Genomic DNA, 18,633 nt, shown 5'->3' with positions numbered 1-18,633 from the left:
GGTAACCATCGCCCGGTAGCGCCGCAGAGCGCTCATGGGAATGGGGTTGGGGCGTGCGTTTCCGATTGACCAGACCTGGCCGGGTTCGGCTGGGCACGATATCTGCGGCGGCCGTATCGGCGGCGCTCCTGGTGATCGCGGTCCGGCCAGTGTCGGCGCAGGACGCCACCTGGGTCGGCGGCACACCCAGCGCGGCGAACAGCAACTATTCTGCGGCGTCCAACTGGACCCCGGGTACGGTGCCGACCGGCACCGCAACCTTTGGCGCGTCCGCGAATACCAATATTTCACTCTCGACGGTCGCCAGCCTCGATGGCTGGACCTTCAGCGCGGGGGCGTCAAACTATACTTTTACGTCGAATATCGTCGGCGCGCTCTTTTTCAATGGCGCGGGCATCACGGTCGACGGCGGCAGCGCCACCATCATCAACGGCGGGGGCCTGCAGTTCAATAACGCGAGCACCGCGGGTGCGGCCAGCATCACCAACAATTTTTCAGTCTTGTTCTACAACACGAGCAACGCCGGAAGTGCCGACATAACCAATAACGGCTCGGTTGAATTCTTCAACAACAGCTCCCCTGCCAATGCCGCGATCACGAATGTAGCGCCGCTTGCGAACGTCCATTTCGAGTTCACGTCCGGGCCCGGCCATGATCACAAGCTGACCGTGGGCTCGATCGCCGGCAGCGGCACATTCACGCTCGGCCAGAATCAGCTGACCGTCGGCAGCAACAACCTTTCGACGACGGTTGACGGCATCATTTCCGACGGCACCTATGCTACCGGCGGCTCGCTGGTCAAGATCGGCACGGGCACGCTGACGCTGACCGCCGCCAACACCTATGCGGGCGGCACCACGATCTCCGACGGCATCTTGCAGGTTGGCAATAACAGCGCCGTCGGCACCGGTGCGGTGACGCTGGACGGCGGCTTGTTTCAGGCCGACGGTACCACCGACCTGACCATCGCCAACCATTTCAAGATCAACAACACGCTGGCCGGCGGCGCGATCGACGCCAACGGCGTCGCGCTGACGATCGCCGGCAACATCAGCGACGGCAACGGTCCCGGCAAGCTGACGATTCTTGACAGCAGCTTTGGCATTGGCGTCGTCAAGCTGCTCGGCAACAACACCTACACCGGCGGCACGGACATTTGCTTCTGCGCCAGCCTGGTGCTCGGCGATGCCACCCACACCGCCTCGATCATCGGCCAGATCGCCAATCAAGGACTTCTGACCTTCGTGAATACCAACAATTCGGGCATCACGACGCTGACAAATGATGGCGGCTTCACGACGTTCACGGGCACGACGAGCGCGAGCGCGATGACCATCGTCAACAAGAATGTCGGTGCAGTCGTGTTCTTCGATGCGAGCAGCGCCGGCAACGCCACGATCAGGAACCGGGGCGGCAGCGTCACGCTGTTCGGCAGCAGCGGCGGCACCGACACCGCGACCGCCGGAAATGCCAATATCGACAACAATGGGGCGGGCACGATCTTTGCCGCGTCGACCAATGCCGGTGACGCCACCATCACCAACCGTAATGGCGGCGCAACCATATTCACCGACCAATCGTCGGCATCGGGCGCGCAAATCACCAACGCCACGGGCGGAAATACCTCGTTCGGCCAGCCGTTCGGCACGGACGCGCCGACCGCCGGCAATGCCGTCATCATGAACAACAATGGCGGCGAAACCGACTTCAACGCCTTCGCCACCGCGGGCAGCGCAGTCATCACCACCAATGCCGGCGGTGCGGTCTACTTCTTCGACAACTCGACCGGCGGCGGCGCGCAGTTCATCACCAATGGCACCGGCTTTGTCGATTTCTCCGGCAGCCTCGGGCCGAACGGCGACGGCCGCATCCCCGTGGGCTCGATTGCGGGCTCGGGGTCCTATTACATCGGCGCCGGCAACACGCTGGTGGTCGGCGGCAACAATCTGTCGACCGTGGTGAGCGGCGAGGTCGCGGATACCAATCCGTGCGGTTGCGGTGGGCCCGGCCCGGGCAGTCTCGAGAAGGTCGGAGCGGGCACGCTGGCCCTGTCCGGCGTCAACACCTATACCGGCAGCACGACCGTCAATGGCGGCATCCTGCAGGTCGATGGCTCGATCGCGTCGTCGGTCCTGACCACGGTGAATGCCGGCGGTGCGCTGACGGGCGTCGGCACCGTCGGCAATACCATGATCGCCAATGGCGGCATTTTCCTGCCAGGCAACGGTACGCCGGGCACGGCGATGACAGTGTCCGGTAATCTCACCTTCCAGTCCGGCGCGCTCTATCTCGTGAGCGTCAACGGCACGACATCGAGCCTTGCCAACGTGACCGGGACCGCGACGCTGTCCGGATCCGTCGGCGTGAGCGTGGCACCCGGCTCTATCCTCGCGAAGCAATATACCATCCTGACCGCAGCGGGCGGGCGCATTGGCAGCTTCAGCGGCGTCGCTACGCCCGGCGGGTCCAGTTACACCGCGAGCCTCAGCTATGATGCGGGGAATGCCTACCTGAACTTCGCGCTCGACTATGGTGCGAAATCGGCACTCAACGTCAACCAGGCGAACGTCGCCAATACGCTGGTCAATTTCTTCAATGCCAACGGCGGCATCAACAGTACCTTCGCCGGGCTCTCGCCGGCCGGCCTCACGCAGGCCTCCGGCGAATCGGGAACAGGGTCGCAACAAACGACCTTCAACGCGATGAATCTGTTCGTCAGCATGTTGACCGATGTGTTCGGCTCGGGGCGGAGCGGCGGGGCCGGTGCGACGCATTATGCCGATGACGCCGGCGCGAGTGCTTATGCCGCAACGGGCCAGAACGCGCAGGACAAAAGCGCGCGCAGTGCCTTCGCCTCGATCTATCGCAAGGCGCCGCCACCGACATTCGAGCAGCGCTGGGATGTCTGGGCCGCCGGCTATGGCGGCTCGCAGGCCACCGACGGCAATGCCGTGCTCGGCTCGAACAACACCACCAGCAGCGTCTATGGGACTGCCGTGGGTCTCGACTATCGCTTCTCGCCGTCGACGATCGCCGGCTTCGCGCTCGCCGGCGGCGGCACCGGTTTCAACGTCAACGGTCTCGGCTGGGGCCGTTCGGACCTGTTCCAGGCCGGCGCCTTCGTGCGTCACGCGGCGGGACCTGCCTACATCACGGCTGCGCTCGCCTATGGCTGGCAGGATGTCACCACCAACCGCATCGTCACGGTTGCCGGGACCGATCAGCTCCGCGCGCAGTTCAACGCCAACGCGTTCTCGGGCCGCGTCGAGGGCGGTTACCGCTATGCGACGCAATGGATCGGGCTGACGCCCTATGCCGCGGCCCAGGCCACGCTGTTCAGCCTGCCGAACTATTCGGAGTTCGCGGTGGTCGGGAGCAACGCCTTCGCGCTCAACTATGCCGCCAAGGACGTCACCAGCACCCGCACCGAGCTCGGTCTGCGTGCGGACAAGTCGTTCGCCGCGGCCGGCGGCCTGATGACCCTGCGAGGTCGTCTCGCCTGGGCGCATGACTTCAATCCGGATCGCACCGTCGGTGCCGTGTTCCAGACGCTGCCGGGCGCGGCTTTCGTCGTGAACGGCGCCGCGCAGGCGCGAGATTCCGCGCTGACGACGGCGGCGGTGCAGGTGAACTGGATGAACGGCTGGTCCGCCTCCGCGACCTTCGAGGGCGAGTTCTCGAACGTCACCCGCTCCTACGCTGGCAAGGGCGTCGTCCGCTACACGTGGTGAGGCGGGCGACCCTCCGCCTCAGGGGCGGATAAGGAAGCGCATCACTGCTTCTTCTGCGGAGGCTTGCGCGGTGGGCGCGGGGCGGCAGCGGCAGGCGCGGGCGTGCCGGCCATCTTGTTGGCGGCCTCGCTGACGTCGAGCAGGCTGCGGCGGGTGTCCTCGAGGAAGCTTGCCGATTTCTTCTTCATGGTGTCGGCGTGCTCGTGCAATGCCTTGATCTTCTCGAACAGCTCGTCGGCCTTGCCGTCGACGAAGCCGGGCACCACGCTCTCGATCTTGGTGACCGCCTTGTCGAAGCCCGCAAAGGCGGTGTCGACCTTGGCCATGACGGAATCGATTTCGCTACCCTTGGTCCTGAGATCGGCGGTGTAGTCCTCGAAGGTGCGCAGGCCTTCCTTGATCGCAGGGGCGTTGCTCACGATCGTGCGGTCGACGTTGTGCAGGGTGTCGACGATGGATTCGGCGTCGCTGAGATCGGCGGTCAGCACGGGGATGCCGTCGGTGTCCAGCGGCACCGGCGGGGCCGAGGGTGCGCCGCCGATCAGCGAGATCGCGGCGACGCCGGTGAGCCCCTGGAACTCGATGCCTGCGGCGGTGTCCTTGCGGATCGGCGCGCTGTTGTCGAGCATCACCAGCACCACGATCTTGCGCGGATTGTCCAGCTTGATCGACAGGATCTGGCCCGCCGGCACGCCGTCGAAATTGACCGGCCCGCCACGGCGCAAGCCGCTGGCGGAACCGCCCTCGAACACCACGCGCAACTGGCTGCGGCTCTGGATGGTGCGCCATTTCTGCACGCCGAGCACGCCGCCGAACGCCACGGCGATCACCGCCAGCGTCGCCGTTCCGATCACAAGATTGCTCGCGCGTGCCATACAGTGTGATTTTACGACCAAAGCGGGGAAGTTGGAAGGAGCGCAATGGTACGTAAGGCAGGTTAGCGAAGCGTAACCCGCCAACGCCTGCTTCACCGGGTGGAGAGGCGGTGGATTACGCTGACGACTGCGCTGCGCGCAGCCGCCGGCTGATCCGCCCTACGCGACGTCAATGCCCAGCCGCGCGTTTGGCGGCTGCATTGTTCAGCACGATCAGGGCATCGACCGCCACGCCCGTTCGGGCGTTGATCAGGAACGGGTTGATGTCGATCGATGCGATCCGGTCGCCGGCATCCGCGATCAAATTGGACAGGCCGACCAGCGCCTTCACGGCGGAGGCCTCGTGCAAGGCGGGCTTGCCGCGATAGCCGCGCATCTTGATGCCGGCCTTGGTGCGGCCGATCAGGGCCTGCGCCTCGGCCTCGTCGAGCGGTGCGCCCGCGAGCGCGACGTCCTTCATCAGCTCGATGTCGATGCCGCCGGTGCCGAACAGCACGACCGGCCCCATCTCGGCGTCGAGCGAGGCGCCGACCACGAGCTCGAGATCGGCCTTGACTTGCTGCGCGATCAAAATGCCGTCGAGCTTCGGCTTGCCTTTCAGCTTTGCCACCCGCGCGGTGATGTCGGCAAATGCCTTCTTCACCTCGGTGGCGCTGTTGAGGTTCAACACCACGCCGCCGATGTCGGATTTATGCAGGATCTCGGCGCTGACGACTTTTGCCACGACCGGAAAGCCGATCTGCTTGGCGATCTTCGCGGCCTCCGCCGCGGTCTGCGCGATCGCCTCCTTCGAGATCGGGATGCCATAGGCCTTCAGCAGCTTCTTCGAGGCGACTTCGTCGAGCGCGGTGCCGTTCGCCGCTTTGAGCGCCTTCTCCAGCACCGCGCGTGCGGCCGGTTTCGAACTGGAGACGATGTCGGGCACCTCCTTGCGCAGCCTGGCATAGGCGAGCAGCGACTTGATCGCGGTCACCGCGCGGTCCATGCCCTGCATCACCGCCAGATGCGGCAGCGACTTGCGCAAGCCCTTGGTGAATTCGGTGAAGCCGATCGACATCGCGCTGATGTAGATCACCGGCTTTGCGGCCTGGCTCGCCATCTCGTTGACGATCCGCAGATTGCGCTCGCGCATCTCGTGCGGCGCTTTTGGAAACTCGGCATCGACGATGACGATGTCGATATCGGGGTCGTCGATCATCAGCTTGATCGACTTCATGTAGACGGAGGGATCGACCACCGCGGCAAAGCCGGCATCGAGCGGATTGCCGACGATCGAGCCTGGTCCCAGCATCTTTGCCAGCTCCGCGCTCACATGCGGGCTGAGCGGCGCGAAATTCAGGCCTTCGGCATAAAAGGCGTCGATCAGCATGCCGCGCTTGCCGCCGGACAGCGTGACCGCGGCGAGCCGGTCGCCGTTGGGGACGGCCGAGTGGACGAAGCATTCGGTGGTCTCGATCAGTTCGTCGAGGCCGGCCACGCGGATCACGCCTTCGCGCGTCGCAATGGCGTCGAAGGTCTCGATCGAGCCCGCCAGCGCGCCGGTGTGCGCCATCGCCGCCGCACGCCCGCCTTCGGATGCGCCGAGCTTGAGCGCGATCACCGGCTTGCTCGCCGCGCGCGCGGCCTTGCAGGCATCGCGGAACGCCTTGGTATTACGGACGCCTTCGAGGTAGACGACGATTACCTTGATGCTCGGATCCTCGGCGAAATAGCGCATCAGGTCCGGCGTCTCGAGTCCGGCCTCGTTGCCTATCGTCACCATGTAGCCGACGCCGACGCCGCGATCCTCCAGCGCCTGGCGGATCGCCATCACGATGGCGCCGGATTGCCCGGCGATCGCCACCGGACCCTGCTCCATGGTGACGATGCGGTCGTCGATATTGGTGAAGAGCTTTTCGCCGGCACTCAAATTGCCGAGGCAGTTCGGTCCCGTGACGGCGAGCCCTGTCTCGCGGATCGCGGCCTGCAATTCGGCGGCGAGCCGCTGGCTTTCCGTGTCCTGCAACTCGCTGAAGCCCGAGGTGACGATGGTGGCCGACCGCGCGCCGGCTGCGGCGGCATCTCGGATCACCTGCACCGCGAAGCGGGCCGGCACCAGCACCAGCACGTGGTCGGGCTTTTCCGGCAGGCTGGCAAAATCCTTGAAGCAGGGAACGCCCCAGATGGTCTCGCGCTTGGCGTTGACCGGATAGAGCCCGCCTTCGTAGCCGTATTTGACCAGATTGTTCCAGATGCGCTCGGCATAATTGCCGGGCTTGTCGGTCGCGCCCACCAGCACGATGTTGTGCGGGTGCAGCATGGCGTGGATGCCTTTGACGATGTTACTCGCGTCAGGCGCTGGAGACCAGGGGCGTGGAGAATCCGACGCAGCACGTACCTGGGCTTCCATGGCGTGACCTCAGCTGTTGTTGTTCTTGGTGGCGCGTCACGCAGTTGTATGGCGAGTTCTTCGGAGTGGCAACCTTGCGAAGTATGCCGTGCGATGGAATGAGCGGGTGATCAAACGCCGGTGGTCACGGCCTGCGTGTGCTCATCGTCCATCACCGGTTACCTTGAAAATTGCAGCGTCAAAAGATCAATCGGTCATTCTTATAGGTCTACGGACGAGGGCGCCAGTTCAGCGGTTCCCTCAGGCGCGGTATCGCTCGACCGCAACGGAGCGATTGCGAGCCGCTATTCATGGGCTTCAGTCAAGGTGGCATGCAGGACGTAGCGATCGGGGCCGGACGTGACAGCGTCGAACGGCCAGCAGGTCGCGAGCACGAGTTCGGCATCCTGCGTTGCGCGATCGATGCCGGACTCGTCGAAACGAACGACAGCGGAGGAATCCGCCCGATAGCGAAAGTGTTTGCCGTCACTGCGTGTGACATCGATTACGTCACCCATGGCAACATTCCGCAGGAAGCGGAAATGTGTGTCTCGATGCGCTGCATATACGGCAACACCACGCTCGCCGGCATCAACCGTTTGGTGGATGTGGCCGGGTCCGAAAGCGAGCGCCTGGCCGCTCGTGCCCTCCAGAACGATTGCGCTGGCGCCGATCCGCTTCACCTCGATCCGCGCGACCGGCCAGGTGTCGGCCCACGACCACGGCTTGACCGGCTGGCCGGTCGCGATGCTCTTGTCGAATGCGCGCTCCAGCAGCAGTTGCGCCAGCCAGGCCTTGGCGTGGATGTAGGCACCGTCGCCGAACAGGATGGTGCCGATCAGCGCGAGGACCAGGGGAGAGATGAGGCGGGGCATTGGTTCCACCATCGTCATTGCGAGCGAAGCGAAGCAATCCAGAGTGTCTCCGCGGGGGCAGTCTGGATTGCTTCGTCGCTTCGCTCCTCGCAATGACAGCAAGAAAAAGGCGCGCGCGGCCGTTGGTGTGGGACGGGCAGCCGCGCGCGCTAACAGAGGAGTTCGGGGGGCTCCTCTCTCAAGCGGCGTCGGTGAGCAAGGGTCGACGCCGGTTGAACACGAACAGGACCAGGGCGAGCACGATCAGGATCAGGCCTGCGATCATCTTCAGCTCGGCCGAGGTCGCAGTCTTGGGCAGGCGGATCGCATCGGGCGCGGCGGGGGTCGGCCGCCTTGCGGACGGCTGGTTGCGCGCGTCGGCATGACGTTCGCGGAGCTGCGTCGGGATCTGCTGCGGCCGGTCGCCGAAGACCTTCTCGAAATCCCAGCCGGCCGGAAGATTGATCGGCAATTCGCTGAGCTTGAGCGGCGTGCCCTCGGGACGGCTCGGCGTCTTGTCGACCGCGACGAGGCTGGTCAGCCGCGTGACGATCTGATGGTCGAGCGCCAGTGCCAGGATCGCCTTGTCGGAGTCGTCCGGCGTCATCTCGCGCATGGTGCGCGCGACCTCGGCATCGCCGATCTTGCGCTTGGCCCAGAGCTTGGACAGGCCCTTGCCTTCGGCTGCGTTTTGCAGCGGCAGCGTCACCGACCACGGACGGTCGCCGACGCGGCCCTTGATCTCGAGCGAGCCCGCGAGCTTGTCGAGCTTTGCGGCCAGCACCAGCGGTTCATCGCGATAGACGTCGGGGATGATCGCCGGCGTCACGTCGGCTTTCGCGTCGGAGAATTTTGCGGTGAGGCCGGTCACCGCCGGGTTCTCCAGCTTGGCGAACAGGCCGCGCATGCGCTCCTCGACCTGCTCGACCGAGCCGATATGAGTGAAGGCGCCGCGGCCGAGCTCGGAGGCGCGCGTCATCAGATAGGTGTTGGGCGCGGAACCGATGCCGACCATGAAGACGCGCGAGCGGCCGCGCATCGCCGTGATGGTTTCGAACAATTGCTGCTCGTTGCCGATCGCACCGTCGGTCAGGAACACGACCTGGCGAACCATGCCGGTGTCGCCGAGCTTGTCGGTCAGCGCGGCGCGCATCGCCGGCACCATCTCGGTGCCGCCACGCGCCTGCAACGCGTCGACGAACGCGGTTGCGTCCCTGACATGCGCGGCATCGGCCTGCACGGAGGTCGGAAACAGCACGTCCATGGTGTCGTCGAAACGGATGACGTTGAAGCGGTCATTGGGCTGGAGGCGGCCGAGGGCATAGAGCAGGCTCGCCTTGGCTTGAACGATGGAGGTGCCGCCCATCGAGCCGGAATTGTCGATCACGAACACCACTTCGCGCGCCAGCGGCTTCTGCGTCGCCTGCTCGGCGCTGGGCGGAGTGACGAAGGCGAGCAGGTAATCGGCATCGCCGACGCGCTCGCGAAACAGCCCGACCGACGGCGCCTTCTCGGCAACCGGCTTCCAGGTCAGCTCGAAGTCGCGGTCGGCGGCAACGGCACCGTCGGCGAGCGTGACGACGCGCGTCGTGCTGTCAGGGCTTTCCGTCTTGACGTTATGATGGTGGCTCTTGACCTCGCCGAGTGCAAAGCCGGCCTTCAGACGCACTGTGATGCTGACCGGATTGACCGGCGCGTTCTTGGCCGGGTCCAGCACCTGCGGCGAGATGCGGTCGCGGTCCGGCACCGGATCCGATGTCGTCGCGCCCCAGCCGGAGCCGTCGTTGCGGAAGTCGACGCTCTGCACGATCGGCGCCGGATTGTAGCGCGGAGCGACCACCAGCGGCAGGCGCAACGAATATTCGTTGCCGGCCTGGTGCACCGGCTCCTGATATTCGATCTGCACCAGCACGGTTTCGCCGGGGCCGATATTGGCGACCGAGTTGGTGAAGATGTTCGGCCGCTCCTGCTCGGTGAGCGCGGCCTTCTGGCCGGCGGCGCGCGCCTGCTCGTAGATCACGCGGGCCTGCTGCCGCTCCTTGATGTCGCCGACGATGACGCGGTCGCCGACCAGCATCTTCAGCGTGTCGACGGCGCCATCGGTTGCGAGCGGATAGACATAGGTGGCCTCGACCCAATCGTTGGTCGGGTTGCGGAAAATCTGGGTGACGCGGGCGCGCAGCGTCGGGCCCGAGACCGTGACGTCGACATCGGTCGCGAGGCGGATCGCTTCGGTATAGGCGCCGTCCTCCTTCAGGAGGAGGCTGCCGGATTTGGCATCGCGGGGCTGGAGCAGGCTGGCCTGCTCGGTCGTGGCCGACCATCCCGGCTCGAAACTCACCAGCAGGGCGACGAAGGCGACCACAATCACTGCGATGCCCTGCACCAGAAGAAACAATCCCAGCTTGATCAGCCGGCCCAGCATGGGGTGCTCGTCGCTGTCGGCTGTGTCGTAGGTATCCATTTGGCCTGCTCCCGAAGCATGTTTGCTGGCCCTCAGCATCCGTCGGGAGGGCCTGATGTCGCGAGCAGAATGATCGGCAATGTTCCGCCGCAGCCGGCCGGGGCGGGCGGCCTCCTTGGCGGCCATGTGCGGTTTTGTGCTGGTTTGTCCGCCCTGCTAGAGTGGCGCTGCCAAGGCAGGGTTGATGATGCAGACGCAGGGCGACAAGCAGCTTTCGGACGAGCAGAGCCGCGAGATCGCGGAGACCATTCGCGAGGAGCTCGCCAGGCGCCGGATCTCCCGGCAGGCGCTGGCCGAGCAGGCCAAGCTCAGCCTGTCGACGCTGGAGAAGGTGCTCGGCGGGCGCCGGCCGTTCACGCTGGCGACGACGGTCCGGCTGGAGCAGGCGCTGGGCGTCTCCTTGCGCAAAAGCGTCGTCGTGGCGGCGCCTCCGGCCGCAAACGACGTCGCGCCCGACAGCCTTGGCTCCTATGCGCATCGCGCCGTGACCTGGCTCGAGGACGTCTACATCACGCTGCGGCCGTCGTTCGGCGCCAAGGACGCGATCTTCGCCTATCGCACCGAGATCGTCTGGGAGCCGAAAGTCTCGTCACTGGTGTTCCGCGAGGGCGAGCGGACCGATGCGGCCTATGAGCACACCGGCGAGGTCGCCGTGCCGCACCAGTCGGGCTTCATCTACCTCGTCATCATCAAGCACGGCCAGCATCGCGTGATCACGGTGTCGCGGCCGACGGTGAGCGGCGAGATGTACGGCATCATCTCGACGCTCCGCGCGGGCCCCGGCTCGCAACTGACGCCGATCGCAGCGCCGATCGCCTATGTGCCGCTCAGGAATGTTCCGAAGCCGTCGCTCGGACGGGTCGGTCCGGATGATGCCAACCACGCGTTGTATCGCAGTCACCTGCGCCGCACGGTGGAGGAACCTTTCGCGCTGTTCCTGCCCGGATAGTTAGCGCACTGGTCGACGTCAGTGCGGGCGAAGACGTCAGCTGCACGTCTCCGCCCGTTGCCGCGATGCGTGGCTAGCCGCCGGTTTCGGCGCTGATGATGTCGCCGAACAGCTCCCATTGGCCCTTCTTGAACCGCCACATCTTGAGCTGCTCGATCGGTGCGAAGTCGGTGGCGGAGGTGTTGATCTTGATCCCCGGGATCAGCGTGTCGGGGACGAAGTCCTTCAGGCTGGCGGCCTGCTTCATCACGTTCTCACGGGTCAGGTTGTCGCCCGACTGCTTCAGCACCTGCACCATCGTCTGGGCCGCGGCATAGGCGTAAACCAGATTGGCATCCGAGATGTTCGCGCCCGGCATGTATTTGTCGATGAAGGTCATGAACTTCTTCATGCCCTCGTCGTCCTTCCATTGCGGGTCCGACGCATCCTTCAGGTAACCGGCCGACAGCACGCCTTCGGAGGCCTCGAGGCCGGCCGGCTTCATCACCGCGCCGATCGACACCGAGACGTCGGTCATCAGGTGCATCGGCTTCCACTCCAGTTCCGCGATCTTCTTGATGGCCTGAGCCGCGAATTTAGGAGTCGAGATGTTGACGAAGACATCGGCGCCGGTGCCCTTGAGCTTGACGATATGGGCATCAATCGACGGCTCCGAGGTCTCGTAGCTCTCTTCGGCTACGATCAGCTTCGAGGCCTTGTCGCCGAAGATGTCCTTGATGCCGGCGACGTAGTCTTTGCCGAAATCGTCGTTGGCATAGAAGATCGCGACCTTGGCGTCCGGCTTCTCCTTCAGGATGTACTTGGCGAAGATCTGGGCCTCGACCCGGTAGCTGGGCTGGAAGCCCATGGTCCACGGGAAGTTCTTCGGGTCGTTCCACTTGCTGGCGCCGGTGGCGAGGAAGAGCTGCGGCACCTTCTTGGCGTTGTGATATTTCTGCACGGCGGTCTGGGTCGGCGTGCCCAGCGCGTTGAAGACCAGGAAGACCTCGTCGCTCTCGATCAGCTTGCGGATCTGCTCCACCGTCTTCGGCGGCGAATAGCCGTCGTCATAGGAGATCCAGGTGATCTTGCGGCCGTTGATGCCGCCCTGGTCGTTGATCATCTTGAAATAGGCTTCCTCGGTCTTGCCGATGATGCCGTAGGCGGAGGCGGGACCGGAATAGGCCTCGACATTGCCGATCTTGATCTCGGTGTCGGTGACGCCGGTGTCGTACGCCTTCTGCGCATAAGCGGATTGGGTTGCAAGCAGCGCCATTGCTGTTGCTGCGGCAAGCAGGGAGAGCTTCCTGTTCATGAAAATTCCTTGGGGTTTTCTTTTGGGTTTCTTCTGGGGTGGAGCAGGCACGTCGAAAACAAAAAGCGCCCGCGAGGGGCGCTTTGATCAGGCGTTGGCGGCTTTCTTGTCGACTTCGGACGCGACCGAGAATTCTTTCCGCAAGGTCGGCTTGTGGATCTTGCCGGTAGCATTGCGTGGCAGCGCATCGACAAAGCGGACCTGCCGCGGACATTTGAAGCGCGCGAGGTTGGCCGCACAGTGCGCGAAAACATCCGCCTCGGTCAGCCGCTGGCCTGGCTTGGCCGCGACGATGGCAAGGCCCACCTCGCCCCATTGCGGATCGGGAATGCCGATCACCGCGGCTTCCGCGATCGCGCCGAGCTGGTGCAGGACGTTCTCGACCTCGGCCGGATAGACGTTCTCGCCGCCGGAGATGTACATGTCTTTCCAGCGGTCGACGATGTAGTAGAAGCCCTCTTCGTCCATGCGCGTGGCATCGCCGGTGTGCAGCCAGCCGTCGGTGAACGAGGTCTTGTTCGCCTCCGGCCTGTTCCAGTAGCCGGGCGTGATGTTCGGTCCCTTGACCCAGAGCTCACCGAGCTCGCCGGTATCGGCATCGCTGCCGTCGGGCCGCACGATGCGCACCTCCGTGTGCAGCACCGGCTTGCCGGCGGAGCCTGCTTTCCGCGCCGCGTCCTCGCGGTCGAGCACCAGCACGGCGGGCGAGGTCTCGGTCATGCCGTAGCCCTGCTGCAGCGCGACGCCGCGCGCCTCCCACACTTTCAGCAGCGGCACCGGCATCGGCGCACCGCCGACACCGCCGACGATCAGGCGAGTGAGGTCGGTGGTCGCGAACGCCGGATGCTGTGCCATGAACTGATAGATCGCGGGCACGCCGAAGAACACGTTGATGCCCTGGGCGGGATCGTTGATCAGGCCGAGCGCCGTGCCGGGATCGAACGCGCGCATGATCATCACGGTGCCGCCGGCGTGCAGCACCGGATTGGTGTAGCAATTCAGCCCGCCGGTGTGGAACAGCGGCAGCACGGTGAGCAGCACCGAGGCCGGCCCGATGCAGGCGGGGCCGCCGAGATTGACGCAGTTCCAGAAGGTCATGCCATGGGTGATGGTCGCACCCTTCGGGTGACCCGTGGTGCCCGACGTGTACATGATGGTCGAGACGTCATCGAGCGTGACCTCTTCGGCACGGTCGAGCGGTTTTGCCGCGGCGATGCCCGCCTCATAGGCGCCGCCGGGACCAAGCAGCAGGCTGGTTGCGATGCCGCAGAGCTTTGCGACGCTGAGCGCCGTTTCGGCGAGGTCGGCGTCGTGGATCATCACCTTTGGGGCGCAATCGCCGGTGATGAACTGAAGCTCGGGAATGGTGAGGCGGGTGTTGAGCGGCACGAAGATCGCACCTAGCCGGCCGCAGGCGAACTGCACCTCCAGCGTATCGGTCGTGTTCAGCGCCAGCACCGCGACGCGGTCGCCGCGCGAGACTTTCAGCGTGTCACGGAGGAAGCCGGCCAGCCGCGCGACGCGGGCGTCGAGTTGCGCATAGGTGAAGCGGCGCTCGCTCGCGAGGTCGATGACGGCGACCTTGCCGGGCGTGCGGCGGCCATGATGGGCGATCCAGTCGTAGTAACGAACGGCCAAAAATCCCTCCCTCGGCGGTCTTGTGCCGCCTCTCGTCCCATTTGCCGTGCACTATGCCCGGCATGGCCCTGGGGCCAGCCGGAGTTTGTGCACCACGTCTTTTTTTGACCGGGAGTTGGCCTGCGAGGGGCGAAAATCGTCTTGCGTTGAGTTGCTAGGTCCGGACCGCCGCTGGGTGCTGTCTGCGGTCAGCCACTCCGCGCAAGTGAGCCGCCGGGGTTCCAGCCATGGTGACTGCGACGAATCCGCCAACAGGGCGAGACCGAGATGAAGAGCCCGTTCTATACCGCCGAGCATGACGCCTTCCGCGACGTGATGCGCCGCTTCGTGGACAAGGAGATCGCGCCGTTCGCCCATGAATGGGACGAGGCCGGCGAATTCCCTCGCGCGCTCTATCGCAAGGCGGCCGAGATCGGCCTGCTGGGGCTCGGATTTCCCGAGGAATATGGCGGGATCGCCGCCGACCAGTTCATGAAGATCGTCGCGAGCCAGGAACTGGCGCGCGCCGGGGCCGGCGGCGTCAGCGCCAGCCTGATGAGCCACACCATCGGCTCGCCGCCGATCGCACGCGCCGCGCGGCCCGAGGTCAAGGCGCGCGTGCTGCCGCAGGTGCTGTCGGGCGGGAAGATTTCCGCGCTCGCGATCACCGAGCCGGGCGGTGGCTCGGACGTCGCGGGGCTCCGTACCCGGGCGCGGCGCGACGGCAATCACTACGTCGTGAGCGGCGAAAAAACCTTCATCACCTCGGGCGTGCGCGCCGACTATCTGACCGTTGCGGTGCGTACTGGCGGCGAGGGCGCCGGCGGCGTCAGCCTGCTCCTGATCGAGGGTGATACGCCCGGCCTGTCGCGCACAAAACTGAAGAAGATGGGCTGGTGGGCCTCCGACACCGCAACGCTGCATTTCGACGAATGCCGCGTGCCGGCCGAGAACCTGATCGGCGAGGAAGGCCAGGGTTTCAAGATCATCATGCAGAACTTCAACAGCGAGCGCATGGGCATGGCGGCGAGCTGCACGGCCTTTGCCCGCGTCTGCCTCGACGAGGCCATCGCCTACGCCAAGGAGCGCAAGACCTTTGGCAAACCCCTCGCTCAGCATCAGGTGATCCGGCACAAGATCGTGGACATGGCGCAGAAGGTCGCGGCCTCGCAAGCGATGCTGGAGCTGCTGGCCTGGCGGCTGGAGCAGGGCGAGAGCCCGGTCGCCGAGATCTGCATGATGAAGAACCAGGCAACGCAGACCATGGCGTTCTGCGCTTCAGAAGCCGTGCAGATCTTTGGCGGCGCCGGCTTCATGCGCGGCATCAAGGCCGAACGCATCTACCGCGAGGTCAAGGTCAACGCCATCGGCGGCGGCACCGAGGAGATCATGAAGGATCTGGCCAGCCGGCAGATGGGGCTGTGACCTTACCGTCATTCCGGGGCGACGCGAAGCGTCGAACCCGGAATCTCGATATCTTAGGACTCATCTCTGGATTCCGGGTTCGCGCTACGCGCGCCCCGGAATGACGAAGAGGACAAAATGCTATTCACCGCCGACCACGACGACATCCGCCGCTCCCTGCAAAAGTTCATCGCCAACGAGATCAATCCTCATGTCGATGAATGGGAGAAGGCCGACATCTTCCCGGCGCGCGAACTGTTCAAGAAGATGGGCAGCCTCGGCTTCCTGGGGCTAAACAAGCCCGTCGAGTTCGGCGGCTCGGGCCTCGATTATTCCTACGCGCTGATGATGGCGGAGGAACTCGGCGCCATCACCTGTGGCGGCGTGCCGATGGCGATCGGGGTGCAGACCGATATGGCGACGCCGGCGCTGGCGCGGTTCGGCTCGGACGAGGTGCGGCGCGAATTTCTGGCGCCGTCGATTGCGGGCGATTATGTCGCCTGCATTGGCGTCTCCGAGCCCGGCGCAGGCTCCGACGTCGCCTCGATCAAGACCAGCGCGCGCTCGGATGGCGACGACTACGTCATCACCGGCGGCAAGATGTGGATCACCAACGGCACCCAGGCCGACTGGATCTGCCTGCTCGCCAACACCGGCGATGGTCCCGTTCACCGCAACAAGTCGCTGATCTGCGTGCCCATGAAGAGCAAGGGCGTGACGGTCGCCCGCAAGCTCGACAAGATGGGCATGCGCTCGTCGGATACTGCGCAGATCTTCTTCGACAATGTCCGCGTCCCCAAGCGCAACCGGATCGGCGAGGAAGGCAAGGGTTTTACCTACCAGATGATCCAGTTCCAGGAGGAACGGCTCTGGGGTGCGGCCGCCTGCCTGAAGGCGCACGAGTACATCATCGATCAGACCATCGAATACACCCGCAACCGCAAGGCCTTCGGCCAGAGCATCCTCGACAACCAGGTCGTGCACTTCAAGCTTGCGGAAATGCAGACAGAGGTCGAGCTGCTGCGTGCGTTGATCTATCGCGCCGCCGAACAGCTCGTCGCCGGCGAGGACGTCACAAAACTTGCGACCATGGCCAAGCTGAAGGCCGGCCGGCTCGGCCGCGAGCTCACCGACGCCTGCTTGCAATATTGGGGCGGTATGGGCTTTACCAACGAAACGCCGGTCAGCCGCGCCTATCGCGACAGCCGCCTGACCTCGATCGGCGGCGGCGCCGACGAGGTCATGCTGATGGTCCTGTGCAAGATGATGGGCACGCTGCCCGGCAGCAAAGGGAAGACATCATGATCACGCTCTATCACTGCGACGCCGCGCGCTCGTTCCGCCCGCTCTGGATGCTGGAGGAGATGGGGCTGCCGTATGAGCTGAAGATGCTGCCGTTCCCGCCGCGGGTGTTCGCCAAGGAATATCTCGCGCTCAATCCGCTGGGCACCATTCCCTTCATGGTCGACGGCGAGACCAAGATGACGGAATCATCCGGCATCTGTCATTACCTCGGCACCAAATACGCCCCGACGCCGCTGATGGTGGACGTCACCGATCCCGCCTATGGCGCCTTCCTGAACTGGATGTATTTCAGCGATGCCACGTTAACCTTCCCGCAGACGCTGGTGCTCCGCTACACCCAGCTCGAACCTGAGGAGCGCCGCAATCCGCAGGTCGCCACCGACTATGCAAAATGGTTCCTGGGGCGGCTGCGCGCTGTCGAGGCAGCGACCGCGAATGCCGAAACATTGTGCGCGGGTCGCTTCACCGCCGCTGACATTGTCATCGGCTACGCGCTCCGGCTCGCCAGCAACATCGGGCTTGCCAAGGATTTCGGGCCAAATGTCGCAGCCTATTGGGCGCGGCTGCAGCAGCGCGAGGGCTTCAAGCGCGCGGTTGCTGCGGAGCAGAAGGCCGGTGCCGAGCAGAATGTTGCGCCGCGTGTGAGGGCGTAACCTGCGAGGATTGGGACTGCAGTCTCATGACGGTTCCAGACTGGCACATCGCCGTCCTGGAATGCCAACGCTTTGCGCGTCATGACAGCGCTATCCCGTCGTGACAGCGCCCAAATTTCCGCTAAGGTGACCTCCGTCCGCAGCGGCCAGAGAGCCGCGCGAGGAGGATCCCAATGGAAGATAACGGTCGCGAATCCGACCATCTGATGCTGATCACGCCGGAGCGGGTGTTCTATGCCGGCCTGCTCGGACGGCCCCGCAAGCGGACCCCGGGTTGTTGCCATGTCTATGTGGCGGTGAAGGGCAGCCTGCACCTGACCATCGACGACGTCCTCGCCACGGCCGAGCTGTTCGTCACGCTGCCGAACCAGCGGCATTCCATTGCCAGCGACTACCGTACCGCCATCAGCGTGACGCTCGAGCCGGAGAGCATGCCGGATGGCGTGCTGGAAGCCCTGGCCCAGCGACTGATGGGACCGGACCGCGCTCTTTATGCCCGCAAGATCCTCGCCGCCTACGCGCTGTTGCGCCAGCGCCGCTATGGCGACATCACCACGGCCGAGTTCGACGAGATGTGTTTTGGCGAGGCACTGCCGCGCCGCGTGCTCGACCCGCGCGTGACCCGCGCCGTCGCTCGCATCGAGCGCTTCTCGGGCGAGCCCGTAACGGCCGACACCTGCGCAACGGAGGCGGGCCTCTCCGCCTCGCGCTTCCTGCACCTGTTCAAGGAGGAGACCGGCATCTCGTTCCGCTCCTTCCGTGCCTGGAAGCGCGCGCGGCATCTGCTGCATTTCGCCAACCAGGACCTCAACCTCGCCCATCTCGCGCAGGACATCGGCTATCCCGACAGCACCCATTTCAGCCATTCGATCCGTCGCTTCTACGGGTTGAAGCCGCGCGCGATCTTCGTCGGCTCGCGGGACCTTGCGATCTACCGCAGCACCGAGACGGTGAGGCTCGCGGAGGCGAGCTAGCAAGTCGTAGGACCTCCTACCCGTGGTCAAGGGGTGTTTGTCCTTGATGGTCGAGAGTAGCGCCGTGCTCGCCGCTGTCGAGGACGCTTCGCGCCGGCTGCGCCGGTGCCGATGGCATCCTTGACAGTGTCTGCGCGCGACGCTC

Annotated in this window: 12 protein-coding genes; 6 read left to right on the top strand and 6 right to left on the bottom strand. The window is 64.9% G+C overall.

Annotated features, from left to right (window positions below; translation table 11 throughout):
- Positions 1-53: 53 nt before the first annotated feature.
- On the top strand, positions 54-3,731 hold the full coding sequence (locus tag VGR99_RS01005) for an autotransporter domain-containing protein (protein ID WP_326896433.1): 3,678 nt from the start codon (positions 54-56) through the stop codon (positions 3,729-3,731).
- Positions 3,732-3,772: 41 nt separating this feature from the next.
- Here the strand turns inward: VGR99_RS01005 and VGR99_RS01000 are convergent, their stop codons facing one another.
- From VGR99_RS01000 to VGR99_RS00985, 4 genes are all read right to left on the bottom strand, one after another.
- On the bottom strand, positions 3,773-4,606 hold the full coding sequence (locus VGR99_RS01000) for an MlaD family protein (RefSeq protein WP_326896432.1): 834 nt from the start codon (positions 4,604-4,606) through the stop codon (positions 3,773-3,775).
- 169 nt (positions 4,607-4,775) lie between these two features.
- Complete coding sequence (locus tag VGR99_RS00995) at positions 4,776-6,995, bottom strand: acetate--CoA ligase family protein (protein ID WP_326896431.1); 2,220 nt, start codon at positions 6,993-6,995, stop codon at positions 4,776-4,778.
- A gap of 284 nt (positions 6,996-7,279) precedes the next feature.
- The gene (locus VGR99_RS00990) at positions 7,280-7,849 is read right to left on the bottom strand and encodes a class GN sortase (protein WP_326896596.1); all 570 of its coding nucleotides are present in this window, start codon (positions 7,847-7,849) and stop codon (positions 7,280-7,282) included.
- Positions 7,850-8,027: 178 nt separating this feature from the next.
- A complete protein-coding gene (locus VGR99_RS00985; protein ID WP_326896430.1) occupies positions 8,028-10,292 on the bottom strand; it encodes a marine proteobacterial sortase target protein in 2,265 nt (754 codons plus the stop codon).
- Positions 10,293-10,479: 187 nt separating this feature from the next.
- Here VGR99_RS00985 and VGR99_RS00980 point away from each other — a divergent pair, with 187 nt between their 5' ends.
- The gene (locus tag VGR99_RS00980) at positions 10,480-11,241 is read left to right on the top strand and encodes a helix-turn-helix transcriptional regulator (protein WP_326896595.1); all 762 of its coding nucleotides are present in this window, start codon (positions 10,480-10,482) and stop codon (positions 11,239-11,241) included.
- Positions 11,242-11,314: 73 nt separating this feature from the next.
- Here the strand turns inward: VGR99_RS00980 and VGR99_RS00975 are convergent, their stop codons facing one another.
- Together VGR99_RS00975 and VGR99_RS00970 are read right to left on the bottom strand one after the other, a co-directional pair.
- A complete protein-coding gene (locus VGR99_RS00975; protein ID WP_326896429.1) occupies positions 11,315-12,535 on the bottom strand; it encodes an ABC transporter substrate-binding protein in 1,221 nt (406 codons plus the stop codon).
- Between the two features lie 87 nt (positions 12,536-12,622).
- Positions 12,623-14,173 carry a long-chain fatty acid--CoA ligase gene (locus VGR99_RS00970; protein ID WP_326896428.1) on the bottom strand — a complete coding sequence of 517 codons (1,551 nt, stop codon included), beginning with the start codon at positions 14,171-14,173 and terminating at the stop codon, positions 12,623-12,625.
- 267 nt (positions 14,174-14,440) lie between these two features.
- Between VGR99_RS00970 and VGR99_RS00965 the strand changes: the two genes are divergently transcribed.
- The 4 genes from VGR99_RS00965 (at position 14,441) to VGR99_RS00950 (ending at position 18,488) form a co-directional block, all read left to right on the top strand.
- A complete protein-coding gene (locus VGR99_RS00965) occupies positions 14,441-15,577 on the top strand; it encodes an acyl-CoA dehydrogenase family protein (protein ID WP_326896426.1) in 1,137 nt (378 codons plus the stop codon).
- Between the two features lie 117 nt (positions 15,578-15,694).
- Positions 15,695-16,861: an acyl-CoA dehydrogenase family protein gene (locus VGR99_RS00960; protein WP_326896425.1), complete on the top strand. Its 1,167-nt coding sequence runs from the start codon at positions 15,695-15,697 to the stop codon at positions 16,859-16,861.
- Positions 16,858-17,514: a glutathione S-transferase family protein gene (locus VGR99_RS00955; RefSeq protein WP_326896424.1), complete on the top strand. Its 657-nt coding sequence runs from the start codon at positions 16,858-16,860 to the stop codon at positions 17,512-17,514. Before VGR99_RS00960 ends, VGR99_RS00955 begins: the two co-directional genes overlap by 4 nt.
- Positions 17,515-17,687: 173 nt before the next feature.
- Entirely contained in the window at positions 17,688-18,488 is an 801-nt protein-coding gene (locus VGR99_RS00950; RefSeq protein WP_326896423.1) for an AraC family transcriptional regulator, read from the top strand.
- Positions 18,489-18,633 lie beyond the last annotated feature (145 nt).

This window comes from Bradyrhizobium sp., from assembly GCF_035935975.1.
Lineage (GTDB): Bacteria > Pseudomonadota > Alphaproteobacteria > Rhizobiales > Xanthobacteraceae > Bradyrhizobium.
Note: the sequence above shows the minus strand (reverse complement) of the source record. Positions and strands in the feature narration are given on the sequence as shown.